Raw genomic sequence first — 13,431 nt, 5'->3', positions numbered from 1 at the left:
CCATGGGGGAGAAGGTCGTTGCCGACCGGTTCGACCTGGACGCGCGACACCGGTTCCGGGCCCGGCTGCACGCGTGCCTCGAAGCGCTGGAGACGCTGCTCCGCGAGAACCGGTTCGCGGGGCCGCGCGACCGCATCGGTCTTGAGGTGGAACTGTGCCTCGCCGACGCGCGCGGGGCGCCGCGCATGGTGAACGAGGACGTTCTGGCCCGCATGGCCAGCGGCGATTTCCAGTCGGAGCTGGGGCAATTCACCCTGGAACTCAATATGGTGCCCAGAAGGCTCTCCGGCCGGGTCTTCGACGATCTGGCCGAAGAACTGCGCATCGCACTCGGCTATGCCGACAGAATGGCGGGGGAATTCGGCGCCGCCCTGGTGCCGACCGGAGTGCTTCCGACGATCACGGCCGAGCAGATGGCACCCGGCACCTTCTCGGCCGACGACCGGTACACGCTGCTCAACGACCAGATCATGGTGGCCCGCGGGGAGCGGCTGAGCGTCGACATCAGCGGCACCGAGACGCTGCGCGAGACGTTCGAGTCCATAGCCCCGGAATCCGCCTGCACCTCGGTGCAACTCCACCTCCAGGTCACGCCGGAACGATTCGCCCCGACGTGGAACGCCGCCCAGGCCGCCGCCGCCGCGCAGATCGCCGTCGGGGCCAACGCCCCGTTCGTCTTCGGCCGCGAGCTGTGGCACGAGTCCCGCCCCCCGTTCTTCCTCCAGATCACCGACAGCCGGCCCCCCGAGCACGCGGCCCAGGGCGTGCGGCCCAGAACCTGGTTCGGGGAGCGCTGGATCGACTCGGCCGCCGACCTGTTCGAGGAGAACATCCGCTACTTCCCCGCCCTGCTGCCGCTGTGCGGCGAGGAGGAACCGCTCGACGTGCTCGACGCCGGCGGCACCCCCCTGCTGTCGGAACTGGCCCTGCACAACGGCACCGTCTACCGCTGGAACCGCCCGGTGTACGCGGTCGCCGACGGAACGCCGCACCTGCGGGTGGAGAACCGGGTGCTGTCCACCGGGCCCACCGTCACCGACATGGTGGCCAACGCGGCGTTCTACTACGGCCTGGTACGGGCCCTGGCCGATGCCGAGCAGCCGGTCTGGCACCGGCTGCCGTTCGCCGTCGCCGAGGACAACTTCTTCGCGGCGTGCAGGCACGGCATCGGTGCCGAGCTGACCTGGCCCGGCCGCACCGGCGGCCTTGAGCCGCGCCCCGCGGCCGAGCTGGTCCTCGACGTGCTGCTGCCGCTGGCCGCCGACGGCCTCGACGCCTTCGGCGTGGCCGCCGCGGACCGCGACCACTACCTCGGCGTGATCGAGGGGCGATGCCGCCGGGGCGTCACGGGAGCGGGCTGGCAGACTCGGGTCTACCACCAGGCGGTGGCCGACGGAGCGGACCGGAACGACGCGCTGCGCGCGCTCGTCCGGAGGTACAGCGAACTGGCGCGCTCGGACGCTCCCGTGCACAGCTGGCCGGACGGCACCTGACGCCCGGCCGGCCGCGCGGGCGCGCGACCGGGGCGCGTGAACGGAGGCGAAGTGGGGCCGAAGCCCGAGCCGGTGACCGAGGTGCGCGCGGACGGCGGCGGGGGCCTGCCGCGGCGCAGGGTGCTGGGTCAGGAAGTGCTGCTGGTCCTCGGCGTCTCGGTCGGCGCGAGCGCCATCGGGGCGCTGATCCGGTTCTCCGGCGTGCTCACGCGCCCGGGCGGGCTGAGCGAGCAGGCCGCGACGCTGAACGGGTCCCGCGCCCCCGACCGGCCCTGGCTCGACCTGGCGTGGCAGCTGTTCGGCATCACCACGGCGCTGGTGCCGGTCGCCCTGGTCGCGCACCTCCTGCTGCGGGAGCGGGCCGAGGCCGGCGGGCCCGGGCTGCGCGGCATGGGATTCGACGGGCGCAGACCGGCGTTCGACCTGGCCTGGGGCGCGGTCGTGGCGGCGGGCATCGGCGGCAGCGGCCTCGCGCTCTACCTGGGGGCGCACGCGGCCGGCGCCAACCTGACGGTCGTTCCCGAGTCGTTGCCCGACGTGTGGTGGAAGATGCCGGTCCTGGTGCTCTCGGCGATCCAGAACTCGGTGCTCGAAGAGGTCATCGTCGTCGGCTACCTGCTGCGCCGACTCGACCAGCTCGGCTGGACGCCGCTGGGCGCCCTGGTGGCCAGCTCGCTGCTGCGCGGCACCTACCACCTGTACCAGGGCATCGGCGGCTTCTTCGGGAACATCGCCATGGGCGTGATCTTCTGCTGGCTGTACCGGCGGTGGGGGCGGGTCATGCCGCTGGTCGTGGCGCACGCGCTGATCGACATCGTCGCCTTCATCGGCTACGCGCTGCTCGCCGGGCGGGTCGACTGGCTCCCCACCGCCTGAGGCCGGCACCGCTCGCCGCGGTGCCGGGCCGTCAGCGCCCGGGCCCTGAACCGGCGGCGAACGGCTGGGCCTCGATGCGTCCGGCGCCGCAGACCGAGCCGAGGTCCCACCCGGTGCTCGTCGCGCCGCGGGTGTCCGGCGGGATCACGGCGAGCCCGGCGGGGGCGGGGCCGCAGTCGCCGTCGGCCGGGTCCTGGTCGCCGGGCACCGCGCTCCAGTGCAGCCGCGCCCAGGCGCTGCCGCCCGGCTCGACGGTGAGCGCCCGCGCGTCCGTGGACTGGTCGCGGACGGTCGTGGTGGGGAGTTCGCCGCCCTCGCCGGTCGTCAGCTGGAGCCCGGGCCAGCCCTGGGTCCGGCAGCTGGCGTCGGAGGTGTTGGTGAGCACGAGCGCCGCGTAGCGGTGTCCCGCGGCCGGTTCGAGGGCGCGCACGGCGGCCGTGAGCGCGTCGGGCGAGCACCAGGCGGGACGGCCGTCCGGGGCCGCCGCGTCCTCGCGGGCGCCGTCGGCCTCCTGCGGGGCCCGCGCGTCGTCCGTGTCCTCCGGGGCGCTGTCGGGGGTGTCGTCGGCCGGGCCGGCCGCGGCGGAGTCCTGGCCGGCCTCCCGGCCGGAACCGGCGGCGGAGCCGTCCGCCGGTGCGGCGTCCGATGAGCGCGCGGGCTCGTCGGACCCCTCGGACGCGGAGCAGCCGGCGGCGATCAGCACGGCGATGGCGGCGGCCACGGCGGTGCGTGCGGAATGAGAGGTCATGGTTCCTCCGGTGGGGGGGTGTCCGGCTTGGCGGAGGAGTGCTGTGAGGATGGGACGTGCCCTCGTCACAACAGGTTCCCCTGGCGTCGATCGGCACGCCAGGACCGGGAGATGATCCCCCGTAAGGGCGACGAACACCGTTCCAGAGCCCTAGGATGACGGCGTGATCAGGACCGTTCTCCCGCCGCCCGCCGTCTGACGCGGGCGGTCCCGCCGATTCGCACGCCAGGCGGAGCCCTGGCGTCGCCCGGTCCTGCCCGCACTCGGGATGTGATGGCCAATCCTCGTCGTGTGGGAGAACTCTCGTGCGTCATTCCGTCTCAACGGGCCCCGCGGGGCCCTCGTTTCCCCCGGGCGGCCCCGAGCCGTCCGTGCCTGCCCCGGCCGGCCGCGGACGCGGTCTGGTCTTCGTCGCCCTCGCCGCGGTGCTGTGGGGCACCGGGGGCGCCGTCGGCGCCCGGCTGTTCGAGAGCAGCGGCCTCGGGCCGCTGGCCCTGACCTTCTGGCGGATGGCCGGCGGAACGCTGCTGCTGCTCGCCGTTCGCCCGCTGTTCCGCCGGCGCGCCCCGCGCCGGGTGGCGACCGGCGCGCCCCAGGCGAGTTGGGTGCGCCGCGTCGCGCGCGCGGGCGTGCTCGGGGCGTCGTTCGCGCTCTCCCAGGCCGCGTACTTCGCGGCTGTCGAGGGCACGGGGCTGGCCGTCGGCACGGTGGTCACCCTCGGCGCGGGTCCTGTGCTCGTGGCCATCGGCGGCCGGCTGTTCCTGGGCGAACGCCTCGGCCGGGGCGGTGTCGTGGCGGTGGCGGGCGCGCTGGCCGGACTCGTCGTGCTCACGCTCGGCGGAGCGGGCGGCTCGGGCACGGTACAGCTGCCCGGCGTGCTGTTCGCGCTGCTCTCGGCGGCCGGCTACACGGTGATGACCCTCTACAGCCGAGGCCAGGGCCGTGCCGGGGCGGGTGGCGGCCCGCTGGACAACGCCCTGGCCTCGCTGGCCGTGGGCACCGCGCTGCTGCTGCCCTTCGCGCCGGTCGTCGGCGTGCTGCCGCAGGCGGAGAACCTGGGCGTCTCGCTGTGGCTGCTCGGCTACCTGGCGGCCGTGCCCACGGCGCTGGCCTACGCGCTGTACTTCGCCGGGATGGCGGTGGTGCGGGCGGCCACGGCCTCGGTGATCGTCCTCATCGAGCCGCTGACGGCGACCCTGATCGCCGTGGCCTTCCTCGGCGAACGGCTGACCCCCGCCGTGGTCGCCGGCACCTTCCTGCTCCTCGGTTCCGTGGTGGGCCTCGTGCTCGCGGAGGGCAGGTCAGGCGCGGGCGTAAGCCGTCAGGTAGCCGGGAGCGGAGGCGGGCGCACCGGCGGGGACGGGCGGCCCGTGGACCGTGCGGACCGGGAGGACGCCGGCCCAGTGCGGGAGTGAGAGGTCCTCGGGGTCGTCGTTCGGGCCGCCGGCGCGCACCTTGACCGAGACTTCGGCGAGGTCGAGTGCCAGGACACCGGTCGCGGCCAGTTCCCTGGGGTCGGCCGGGCGGCAGTCGGCCGCCCGGCCCGGCACCACGTGGTCGACGAGCAGGTCGAGGACGCGTGCCTTCTCGGCCGTGTCCCGCACCGGGTGGGCCGTGCCGTGGGCCACCACCGACCGGTAGTTGACGGAGTGGTGGAACGCGGAGCGGGCCAGCACGAGCCCGTCCACGTGCGTCACGGTCACGCACACCGCCAGCCCGTCGCCGCGCGCGCCGAGCACGGCGGTCGCGCCGGTCGAACCGTGCAGGTACAGCCGTTCGCCCTCGCGCGCGTAGAGGGTCGGCAGCACGACGGGGGCGCCCTCGCGCACGAAGCCGAGGTGGCACACGTAGCCCTCGTCGAGGACGGAGTGCACCGACTGCCGGTCGTAGCCCACCCGTTCCTTGGCCCGGGCGGGGGTCGTGCGTGCGGTCCTCCGGTAGCCGGAGCCCTCGTGCGGCGTCCGGTCGGCCGCGGTGCCGGTGGGCGGGAAGGACATGGCGCCTCCTCGGTGGCGGACTTGCCGCCGGTATTGCAATAGTGCAAAATGGTCAATGTGCTAGGAGGATATCGGATCGAAGGGCGGCGCGCCGCCGAAATCGCGACCAGCGTGGAGAACGCCGTGAGCGCGGGGGACCTGGCCCCCGGCCAGGCCCTCCCGCCGCTGCGGGAGCTGGCCGCGGAGTTGGGCGTGAACCCCAACACCGTGGCCGCCGCCTACCGGGCGCTGCGCGAGCGCGGCGTCGTCGAGACGGCCGGCCGCCGCGGCACCCGGGTCCGCGCCCGCCCGGCGCACACCCCCCGCGAGGCGCGCGGGCCCGCCGTGCCCCCGGGCGCGCGCGACCTCACCGAGGGCAACCCGGACCCCGACCTGCTCGACTCCCTCGGCCCCGCGCTCGCTGCCTCGGCGGCCGAGGCCGCCGCGGCCCCCGTGCTCTACGGCGGCCCCCCGGTGCACCCCGACCTCGAACGCGTCACCGGGGAGCGGTTCGCGCGCGACGGCCTGCCCGAAGGGCCGCTCGCCGTCACCTCGGGCGCCCTCGACGCGATCGAACGCGTCCTCGCCGCGCGCCTGCGCCCCGGCGACGCGGTCGCCGTCGAGGATCCCGGCTGGGGCGCGCTCCTCGACCTGCTCCCCGCCCTCGGGCTGCGCCCCGTCCCGGTCGCCGTCGACGACGAGGGCCCGCAGCCCGGCCCGTTCGCGCGCGCCCTCGGGCAGGGCGTGCGCGCCGTCATCGTGACCGCACGCGCGCAGAACCCGACCGGCGCGGCGCTCACCCCGGCGCGCGCCGAGGAGTTGCGCGCGGCCCTCGCGGAGCACCCCGACGTCCTCGTCGTCGAGGACGACCACGGCGACGGCATCGTGTCCGTCCCCCTGTTCCCGCTCGCCGGCAGCACGAGGCGGTGGGCGTTCACGCGGTCCGCGGCCAAGGCCCACGGCCCCGACCTGCGGGTCGCGGTGTGCACGGGGGACGCGGACACCGTGGAGCGGGTCATCGGGCGCCAGCGCCTCGGCCCCGGCTGGGTCAGCCACGTGCTCCAGGGCGCCGTGGCCCGGCTGTGGGCGCGGCGCCCGGCCGGAGCGTCCCCGGCGGCGCGCGCCTACGACGAGCGTCGCGAGGCGCTGCTGCGGGCGCTCCGGGCGCGTGGGGTGCCCGCGCGCGGGCGCTGCGGACTGAACGTATGGGTGCCCGTCCCCGACGAGACCGCCGCCGTGGCCGGGCTGCTGCACGCCGGCTGGGCCGTCGCGCCCGGCGCGCGGTTCCGGATCGCCACGCCGCCCGCGGTGCGGGTGACGGTGGCCACCCTGGCCCCCGCCGAGACGGTGCCGCTCGCTGACGCGGTGGCCCGCGCCGTCCGCCCGCCCGCGCCGCGCCGCTACGGCTGAGGCGCGAGGCGGCGGCCCCGCGGCCGGGCACGGCGCCAACCCCCGAAGGTGAAGCAGCCTGAGAGGGAAGGGAGATGGCGCAGTAGCATCGCTACGTGTTGAACATCGACCGGCTCCGCGTCCTGCACGCCATCAGCCAGCACGGCTCGGTGAGCGCGGCGGCCGGCGCCCTGCACGTCACCACCTCCGCCGTGTCGCAGCAGATGGCCAAACTGGAACGGGAGGCGGGGCAGCGGCTCCTCGCGAAGAACGGCCGCGGCGTCCGCCTCACGGACGCGGGCCGACTGCTGAGCGAGCACGCCGGCCGGATCCTCGCCCAGGTCGAGCTGGCCCACGCCGATCTGGAGGCCCAGCACGGCCGCGCCGTGGGGGAGTTGCTGGTCGGCGCGTTCGCCACGGCGGCGCGCGGGCTGTTCCCCCGGGCACTCGCCGCCCTGCGGGCCGGCCACCCCAGACTGGAGCCGCGGCTGCGGGAGATGGAGCCGCAGGACGCGCTGCGGGAGCTCGACCGGGGCGCGCTCGACCTGGCCGTCGTCCTCGACTGGTACAACCGGCCGCTGGCCGTGCCGGGCGGGCTGTCGCGGCAGGCGCTGCTCGACGACGTGGCCGATGTCGCCATGCCCGATGACCATCCGCTGGCGCGCCGGGACCGGGTCGACCTGGAGGACTTCGCCGACGACCCGTGGGTGTCCTGGCCGCCCGGCGCGGTGTGCCACGAGTGGCTGCTCTTCACCCTGCGCGGCCGGGGCATCGAACCGCGCGTCACCCACACCGCGGCCGAGCACCACACCCAGCTCGCACTGATCGCGGCCGGGCTCGGCGTCGCGGTCGCCCCGCGCCTGGGCCGCGCCCCGGTGCCGGCCGGCGTCGCCGTGGTGCCGGTCCGGCGCACCATCACCCGCCGCCTGTACGCGGTGTGGCGGGCCGGCGACGACCGGCGGCCCTCGGTGGCCGCCGCGGTGGGCGCGCTGCGGGCGGCGGCCCGTTCCGTCGCCCAGGACCAGGAGGCGATCGACGCGACCGCCCCCGTGGGCGGCCCCCCGGACGCGGCCGGCTGATCAGGCCAGGCGGACGGTGTCCCCGCTGACGGCGATCTCCCGCGGGGCCAGCGGCTCTGTGGCCGGGCCCCGCACCACGCTGCCGTCCTCGATGGCGAACTTGCTGCCGTGGCACAGGCAGTCGATGGTCCCGTCGCGCACCTCGGAGACGGTGCAGCCCTGGTGCGGGCAGATCGCGGAGAAGCCGCGGTACTCGCCCGCCGCCGGCTGCGTCACCACGACGCCCTGCTCCCCGAACACCGTGCCCCCGCCCTCGGGCACCTGCGAGGCCGAGCCGAGCCGCTCGCCCGGCTCACCCCCGCGCTCGCCGCCGCCGCTGCCCGCGCCGCAGGCGCCGAGCAGCCCGGTCAGTCCCGCGGCGCCCGCCGCGACCACGCTCCGCCTGGTCGTGGGCCGCCGCAGGAGGCCCGCCTCGTCACTCATGTCTCTCCACTTTCCCTCGCCGTGCGGGCGGCGGGCACCGGCCGCCACCCCCGCCGGGGGCCGACCCTAGCGCCCTCGCGGGCGTGCCGACGCGTTCCCCTGCCGGTGCCGCGACAGGAACGGCGGCACAGGATCTAACCTGGGGGAATGCTGCGCGAAACGTTCGCGACCCGGTATGTCACCCCGTTGCGTGAGGGGGGCTCGCTGCCGGGCATCGTGGAGGCCGAGGATCTCGGCACCTATGTGATGAAGTTCACCGGTGCGGGGCAGGGCCGCAAGTCCCTCGTGGCCGAGGTGATCTGCGGCGGCCTCGCCCGCCGTCTCGGCCTGCGCGTACCCGAACTGGTGTGCCTGGAGCTCGATCCGGTGATCGGGCTGAGCGAACCGGACCAGGAGGTGCAGCAGTTGCTGAAGTCCAGCGCCGGGACCAACCTGGGCATGGACTTCCTCCCGGGGTCGATCGGCTTCGACCCGCTGGCGTTCGGCGTCGACGCGGCCGAGGCCGGCCGCGTCGTCTGGTTCGACGCCCTGGTCAACAACGTGGACCGGTCCTGGCGCAACCCCAATCTGCTCGTCTGGCACGGCGATCTGTGGCTCATCGACCACGGCGCCGCGCTGATCTGGCACCACAACTGGCCCACGGCGGCTGCCTCCGCGGCCAGGCCGTACGACGCGTCCGACCACGCGCTGGCGCCCTTCGGCCCCGACGTCGCCGCGGCGGCGGCCGAGTTGGCCCCGCTGGTCACCGAGGAGACGCTGGCCGGCACCCTCGCCGACGTGCCCGACGCGTGGCTCGCGGACGAGCCCGGCTTCGCCGGTCCTGGCGAGGTCCGCGCGGCCTACGCGGAGGTGCTCGCGGCGCGCGCCGCCTCCGTGCACGAACGCGTCGTCCTCGGCGAGCCCACGCCCGACCGCGGCTCCCAAGCCCCCGGCTGGCTGACCTCCTGGCCGCACCGCCGCCGCGACGCGGTCGCCCCCGGCCGGAAGGACGGCGCCCGATGACGACGACCCACCCCACCACCGGCGACGTCGCGGGGACCGCGGTCCGCGACGTGTTCGAGTACGCGCTGCTGCGCGTGGTCCCCCGCATGGAGCGCGGCGAGTCCATCAACGCCGGTGTGGTCCTGTACTGCCGCGCGCGCTCCTTCCTCGCGGCCCGGGTGCACCTCGACGAGGCGCGGCTCCGGGCGCTCGACCCGGCCGCCGACGTGCCGGGCGTGCTGGCGGCCCTGGCCGCGGCCGAATGCGTCTGCCTCGGCGGCCGGGCGGCCGGGCCCGCGGGCGGTGACGACGCCGGGCGCCGTTTCCGCTGGCTGGTCGCGCCGCGCAGCACCGTCGTGCAGCCGGGGCCCGTGCACACGGGACTGACCGCGGACCCGGCCGCGGAACTGGAGCGGCTGCTTCACGTGCTGGTCCGTTGACAGATCGTGCCTCCGCTTTCTAGCGTCACCCCAGGCTGGTTACTTGGCGGTAGCCCGGCTGTCGACGACGACGAGGAGAACACACCATGTCCACCAGCGATCAGCGCGTCGCCATCGTGACCGGAGCGGCCCGGGGCATCGGCGCGGCCACCGCGCGCAGGCTGGCCGCCCAGGGGCGCGCGGTCGCCGTGATCGACCTGGAGGAGCAGGCCGGTGCGGACACCGTCGCGGCGATCACCGAGGCCGGCGGCCGGGCGCTGGCCGTCGGCTGCGACGTCGCGGACGCCGAGGCGGTGCAGGCGGCGGTGGCCCGGGTCGCCGACGGACTCGGCCCGCCGCAGATCCTCGTCAACAACGCGGGCGTGCTGCGGGACAACCTGCTGTTCAAGATGACCGACGGCGACTGGGACACCGTCATGAACGTGCACCTGCGCGGCGCGTTCCTCATGGCCAGGGCCTGCCAACAGCACATGGTGCAGGCCGGGTTCGGCCGCATCGTGAGCCTGTCGTCCAGCTCCGCGCTCGGCAACCGGGGCCAGGCCAACTACTCCGCCGCGAAGGCCGGGCTCCAGGGCTTCACCAAGACCCTGGCGATCGAGCTGGGCAAGTTCGGCATCACCGCCAACGCGGTCGCGCCCGGTTTCATCGTCACCGACATGACCGCGCGGACCGCCGCCCGGGTCGGCGTCGGATTCGAGGAGTTCCAGCAGGCGGCGGCCGACAGCATCCCGGTCCGGCGCGTCGGCCGGCCCGAGGACGTGGCCGAGGCCATCGCGTTCTTCACCGACGAGTCCTCGGGCTTCGTCTCCGGCCAGGTGCTGTACGTGGCCGGCGGCCCGCTGGACTGACAGGCCCGGGACACCGGCCGGCCCGAGACACCGAGGAGCGCGCAGACCCATGAGTACCGCACCCGTCACCGTGATAACCGGCGCGAGCCGCGGCATCGGCCACGGCATCGCGAAGGCCCTGCTCGCGCGCGGCGACCGGGTGTGCCTCACCGGCCGCGACGCCGACGCCCTCGCCGCCGCCGTCGACGCCCTGGGCTCCGACCGGGCGATGGGCGTCGCGGGCAAGGCCCACGACGAGGCACACCAGGACGAGGTGATCGACCGCGTCATGCACGCCTGGGGGCGGGTCGACCACCTGGTCAACAACGCGGGCCGCAATCCCGTGCTCGGCGGCCTCGCCGACGCCGAACCCGCGCTGCTGGCGAAGGTGTTCGAGATCAACGTGCTGTCCGCGTTCGGCTTCGCCCGCCGCGCCTGGCACGCCTGGCAGCGCGAGAACGGCGGCACGGTCGTCAACATCGCCTCCGTCGCCGGGCTGACCGCCTCCCCCTTCCTCGGCGCCTACGGGGTCAGCAAGGCGGCCTTGATCAACCTCACCGAGCAGCTGGCGCACGAGTTCGCCCCCCGGGTACGGGTGAACGCCATAGCTCCCGCGGTCGTCAGGACGAAGTTCGCCGCGGCGCTGTACGAGGGCCGCGAGGAAGAGGCCGCGGCGCCCTACCCGTTGGGACGGCTGGGCGAGCCGTCCGACGTGGCCGGTGCCGCCGCGTTCCTCACCTCGGCCGACTCCGCCTGGATCACCGGGCAGACACTGGTGCTGGACGGCGGTCTGTTCCTCAACGCGGGACTCGGCTGACAGGCCGGTGTCGGTGCCAGGAGGTACGTTCGTGGTGACCGACGGCCCGATGGCGGGGCCGTCGCAAAGCACCGCGTATTCCTGGAGGTTCACGACGTGACCGGCATGCTGCCCGACTCCTGGCAGGGCGTCCTCGGCGAAGAGCTCGACGCGCCCTACTTCAAGGAGCTGACCGAGTTCGTCGAGGAGGAGCGGGCGCGCGGCCCGGTGTACCCGCCGCGCGAAGAGGTGTTCGCGGCCCTCGACGCCACCCCGTTCGACCGGGTCAAGGTCGTGGTCCTCGGCCAGGACCCCTACCACGGCGAGGGCCAGGGCCACGGTCTGTGCTTCTCCGTGCGCCCGGGCGTGCGCATCCCCCCGTCCCTGCGCAACGTCTTCAAGGAACTGCGCGCCGAGCTGGGCCATCCCATCCCGGACAACGGCTACTTGATGCCCTGGGCCGAGCAGGGCGTCCTCCTGCTGAACGCGGTGCTCACCGTTCGCGCCGGCGAGCCGAACTCCCACAAGGGGAAGGGCTGGGAGACGTTCACGGACGCCGTCATCCGCGCCGTGTCCGCCCGGCGGGACCCGGCCGTCTTCGTCCTGTGGGGCGCGTACGCCCGCAAGAAGCTGCGCCTGATCGACACCGACCGGCACGCCGTCGTCGAGGGGCCGCATCCCTCGCCGCTGTCCGCCAAGAAGTTCGCCGGCACCCGGCCCTTCACCGCGATCGACGAGGCCCTGGCGGCCCAGGGCCACGCCCCCGTCGACTGGCGCATCCCCGCTCTCGGCGCCTGAGACCTCAACCGGCCGCCGCGGCCTCCTCGTAGGAGGGCTCGAAGGCGTAGGGCACGGCCGCCGCGCCGGGTGCCGCACTGAAGCCACCCGTGCCCCGCAGTCCCACGAGGCCGCCGGTGGCCGATCCCGGTAGCACCTCGAAGGAACAGTGGACGGTGCCCCCGGCGTCGAACGTGCCCCACGCGCGCAGGACGAACGTGCCGTGGTGCCCGTCCACGCCGCCCTCGCAGCGCTCGAACCCGGAGAAGGAGCCGGTGCCGTCGGCCGCGTAGGAGAGGCTGTACAGGCAACGGGTGTTGTCGGCCGTGATGCGGCCGGTGTACGCGTTGGTGACGACGACCCGGGCCAGCCGCGGCCCGTCCGCCGCACCCGCGACAACCGTCTCCTGCCAGTCCCGGTGGGTGAAGCTGCCGCCGGCGGGCGCGGATGGTCGTGTCGGCATGGTGGTCTCCGTTCTTCGGCGGCGCGGGCCGCTCCCGCGCCGTGCGGTCACTCTGCCGCCCATACCTGACATCCGCTGTCAGGTGGGCGGCGCACAATGTCAGAGTGCGCGCCGACCGACTCCTGACCGTTCTGCTGCTTCTCCAGAACCGCGGGCGCATGACCGCCGGAGAACTGGCCGCCGAACTGGAGGTGTCGGTCCGCACCGTCTACCGCGACGTCGAGGCGCTGGCGGCTGCCGGCGTCCCTGTCCTGGCCGAACGCGGACCGGAGGGCGGCTACCGGCTCATCGACGGATATCGCACCCGCCTGACCGGACTTACCGGCGCAGAAGCGGGAGCACTGCCACTGGTCGGCATGCCATCGGCCGCGGCGCAGCTCGGTATCGGCGCCGAACTGACCACCGCGCAGCTCAAGATGTGGGCGGCCCTGCCCTCCGGGCTGAGCGAGCGGGCCGAGCGCGTGGCCGCGCGATTCCACCTCGACGCGGCCGGTTGGTTCCGCACCGAGGAGCAGGCCCCGTTCCTGGCCACGGTGGCCGCCGCCGTGTGGGAGGACAGGCTGCTGCGGGTGCACTACCGGCGTTGGAGCGGGGAGATCAAACGTGAACTGCATCCGCTCGGCCTGGTACTGAAAAGCGGTATCTGGTACGTGGTGGCCGCCACGGGGGAGCGAGTGCGCACCTACCGGGTCTCCCGGCTGCTGGCCGTCGACGTCGTGGGACCGGCACCGCGGCGCCCGGCCGGTTTCGCCCTGGCCGAGCACTGGACCGCCACGTCGAGCGCCCTCGAAGCCGCGCGCTACCAGGACCTGGCGACCCTCCGGGTCACCGCGCGCGGCCTGCGGCTGCTGCCCATGCTGTTCGGCGCCGCGGGTACCGAAGCCGCTGCCGGGGCCGGTGCGGCGGATGCCGACGGGTGGGTGCGAGTGGCCCTGGCCGTGGAGTCGACGAACGTCGCGGTCGGCGACCTGCTGCGGCTCGGCGCCGAGGCCGAGGTTCTCGGGCCGCCCGCGCTGCGCGCGGCCGTCGCCGAGGCCGTCGACGCGCTGCACCGTGTCTATCGCTGACGGCCCGTCGCGGGCGGCGGGCGGCGGGCGGCGGGCGGCGGGCGGCGGGCGGCGGCCGGGCGTCCGGGGGCGGCGCGTATCCTGCCGGTCCACGCA

At 75.1% G+C, this 13,431-nt stretch carries 15 protein-coding genes; 11 read left to right on the top strand and 4 right to left on the bottom strand.

Features of this window, described 5'->3' with window-relative positions; genetic code table 11:
* Nucleotides 1–2: 2 nt before the first annotated feature.
* The gene (locus tag LC193_RS01360; protein WP_226070516.1) at nucleotides 3–1,493 is read left to right on the top strand and encodes a glutamate--cysteine ligase family protein; all 1,491 of its coding nucleotides are present in this window, start codon (nucleotides 3–5) and stop codon (nucleotides 1,491–1,493) included.
* A gap of 72 nt (nucleotides 1,494–1,565) precedes the next feature.
* The gene (locus LC193_RS01355; protein WP_226078436.1) at nucleotides 1,566–2,369 is read left to right on the top strand and encodes a CPBP family intramembrane glutamic endopeptidase; all 804 of its coding nucleotides are present in this window, start codon (nucleotides 1,566–1,568) and stop codon (nucleotides 2,367–2,369) included.
* Between the two features lie 31 nt (nucleotides 2,370–2,400).
* Here LC193_RS01355 and LC193_RS01350 read toward each other — a convergent pair whose 3' ends face one another.
* Nucleotides 2,401–3,117 carry a DUF4232 domain-containing protein gene (locus LC193_RS01350; protein ID WP_226070514.1) on the bottom strand — a complete coding sequence of 239 codons (717 nt, stop codon included), beginning with the start codon at nucleotides 3,115–3,117 and terminating at the stop codon, nucleotides 2,401–2,403.
* 371 nt (nucleotides 3,118–3,488) lie between these two features.
* Between LC193_RS01350 and LC193_RS01345 the strand changes: the two genes are divergently transcribed.
* Complete coding sequence (locus LC193_RS01345) at nucleotides 3,489–4,532, top strand: DMT family transporter (RefSeq protein WP_226070512.1); 1,044 nt, start codon at nucleotides 3,489–3,491, stop codon at nucleotides 4,530–4,532.
* On the opposite strand, the gene LC193_RS01340 is transcribed toward LC193_RS01345, so the two are convergent.
* Nucleotides 4,419–5,114 (bottom strand): pyridoxamine 5'-phosphate oxidase family protein, encoded by a 696-nt coding sequence (locus LC193_RS01340; protein WP_226070510.1) that lies wholly within the window; start codon nucleotides 5,112–5,114, stop codon nucleotides 4,419–4,421. The genes LC193_RS01345 and LC193_RS01340 overlap by 114 nt on opposite strands.
* Before the next feature lie 57 nt (nucleotides 5,115–5,171).
* Here LC193_RS01340 and LC193_RS01335 point away from each other — a divergent pair, with 57 nt between their 5' ends.
* Together LC193_RS01335 and LC193_RS01330 are read left to right on the top strand one after the other, a co-directional pair.
* Nucleotides 5,172–6,503, top strand: coding sequence for an aminotransferase class I/II-fold pyridoxal phosphate-dependent enzyme (locus LC193_RS01335; protein ID WP_226070508.1), 1,332 nt, complete (start codon nucleotides 5,172–5,174; stop codon nucleotides 6,501–6,503).
* A gap of 95 nt (nucleotides 6,504–6,598) precedes the next feature.
* Complete coding sequence (locus LC193_RS01330) at nucleotides 6,599–7,561, top strand: LysR family transcriptional regulator (RefSeq protein WP_226070506.1); 963 nt, start codon at nucleotides 6,599–6,601, stop codon at nucleotides 7,559–7,561.
* Here LC193_RS01330 and LC193_RS01325 read toward each other — a convergent pair whose 3' ends face one another.
* Nucleotides 7,562–7,984 (bottom strand): Rieske (2Fe-2S) protein, encoded by a 423-nt coding sequence (locus LC193_RS01325; RefSeq protein ID WP_226070503.1) that lies wholly within the window; start codon nucleotides 7,982–7,984, stop codon nucleotides 7,562–7,564.
* A gap of 147 nt (nucleotides 7,985–8,131) precedes the next feature.
* On the opposite strand from LC193_RS01325, the gene LC193_RS01320 reads away from it, so the two are divergent.
* The 5 genes from LC193_RS01320 to ung all read left to right on the top strand — a co-directional run bounded on the left by LC193_RS01320 (nucleotide 8,132) and on the right by ung (nucleotide 11,826).
* Nucleotides 8,132–8,986, top strand: coding sequence for a HipA family kinase (locus LC193_RS01320; protein ID WP_226070501.1), 855 nt, complete (start codon nucleotides 8,132–8,134; stop codon nucleotides 8,984–8,986).
* Nucleotides 8,983–9,405, top strand: a complete 423-nt coding sequence (locus tag LC193_RS01315; protein WP_226070499.1) for a DUF3037 domain-containing protein — start codon at nucleotides 8,983–8,985, stop codon at nucleotides 9,403–9,405. The genes LC193_RS01320 and LC193_RS01315 overlap by 4 nt, the downstream gene beginning before the upstream one ends.
* Before the next feature lie 86 nt (nucleotides 9,406–9,491).
* Nucleotides 9,492–10,253 carry a 3-oxoacyl-ACP reductase FabG gene (gene fabG / locus LC193_RS01310; RefSeq protein ID WP_226070497.1) on the top strand — a complete coding sequence of 254 codons (762 nt, stop codon included), beginning with the start codon at nucleotides 9,492–9,494 and terminating at the stop codon, nucleotides 10,251–10,253.
* Nucleotides 10,254–10,302: 49 nt separating this feature from the next.
* Nucleotides 10,303–11,049 (top strand): SDR family oxidoreductase, encoded by a 747-nt coding sequence (locus tag LC193_RS01305; RefSeq protein ID WP_226070495.1) that lies wholly within the window; start codon nucleotides 10,303–10,305, stop codon nucleotides 11,047–11,049.
* A 105-nt stretch (nucleotides 11,050–11,154) separates the two neighbouring features.
* Nucleotides 11,155–11,826 (top strand): uracil-DNA glycosylase, encoded by a 672-nt coding sequence (ung, locus tag LC193_RS01300; protein WP_226078435.1) that lies wholly within the window; start codon nucleotides 11,155–11,157, stop codon nucleotides 11,824–11,826.
* Nucleotides 11,827–11,830: 4 nt separating this feature from the next.
* Here ung and LC193_RS01295 read toward each other — a convergent pair whose 3' ends face one another.
* The gene (locus LC193_RS01295) at nucleotides 11,831–12,268 is read right to left on the bottom strand and encodes a DUF3224 domain-containing protein (RefSeq protein WP_226070493.1); all 438 of its coding nucleotides are present in this window, start codon (nucleotides 12,266–12,268) and stop codon (nucleotides 11,831–11,833) included.
* 104 nt (nucleotides 12,269–12,372) lie between these two features.
* On the opposite strand from LC193_RS01295, the gene LC193_RS01290 reads away from it, so the two are divergent.
* Nucleotides 12,373–13,335 carry a helix-turn-helix transcriptional regulator gene (locus tag LC193_RS01290; RefSeq protein ID WP_226070491.1) on the top strand — a complete coding sequence of 321 codons (963 nt, stop codon included), beginning with the start codon at nucleotides 12,373–12,375 and terminating at the stop codon, nucleotides 13,333–13,335.
* Nucleotides 13,336–13,431: the final 96 nt, after the last annotated feature.

This window comes from Streptomyces marincola, from assembly GCF_020410765.1.
In the GTDB taxonomy this organism is placed as follows: Bacteria; Actinomycetota; Actinomycetes; order Streptomycetales; family Streptomycetaceae; genus Streptomyces; species Streptomyces marincola.
This window is presented reverse-complemented; position numbering and strand designations above follow the sequence as displayed.

What these genes read in the sequence shown, in the direction of transcription:
- LC193_RS01360 (WP_226070516.1), top strand. Translation starts at nt 3, where the DNA reads ATGGGGGAGAAGGTCGTTGCCGACCGGTTCGACCTGGACGCGCGACAC.
- LC193_RS01350 (WP_226070514.1), bottom strand. Translation starts at nt 3,117, where the DNA reads ATGACCTCTCATTCCGCACGCACCGCCGTGGCCGCCGCCATCGCCGTG.
- LC193_RS01340 (WP_226070510.1), bottom strand. Translation starts at nt 5,114, where the DNA reads ATGTCCTTCCCGCCCACCGGCACCGCGGCCGACCGGACGCCGCACGAG.
- LC193_RS01325 (WP_226070503.1), bottom strand. Translation starts at nt 7,984, where the DNA reads ATGAGTGACGAGGCGGGCCTCCTGCGGCGGCCCACGACCAGGCGGAGC.
- LC193_RS01320 (WP_226070501.1), top strand. Translation starts at nt 8,132, where the DNA reads ATGCTGCGCGAAACGTTCGCGACCCGGTATGTCACCCCGTTGCGTGAG.
- LC193_RS01315 (WP_226070499.1), top strand. Translation starts at nt 8,983, where the DNA reads ATGACGACGACCCACCCCACCACCGGCGACGTCGCGGGGACCGCGGTC.
- fabG (WP_226070497.1), top strand. Translation starts at nt 9,492, where the DNA reads ATGTCCACCAGCGATCAGCGCGTCGCCATCGTGACCGGAGCGGCCCGG.
- LC193_RS01305 (WP_226070495.1), top strand. Translation starts at nt 10,303, where the DNA reads ATGAGTACCGCACCCGTCACCGTGATAACCGGCGCGAGCCGCGGCATC.
- ung (WP_226078435.1), top strand. Translation starts at nt 11,155, where the DNA reads ATGCTGCCCGACTCCTGGCAGGGCGTCCTCGGCGAAGAGCTCGACGCG.
- LC193_RS01295 (WP_226070493.1), bottom strand. Translation starts at nt 12,268, where the DNA reads ATGCCGACACGACCATCCGCGCCCGCCGGCGGCAGCTTCACCCACCGG.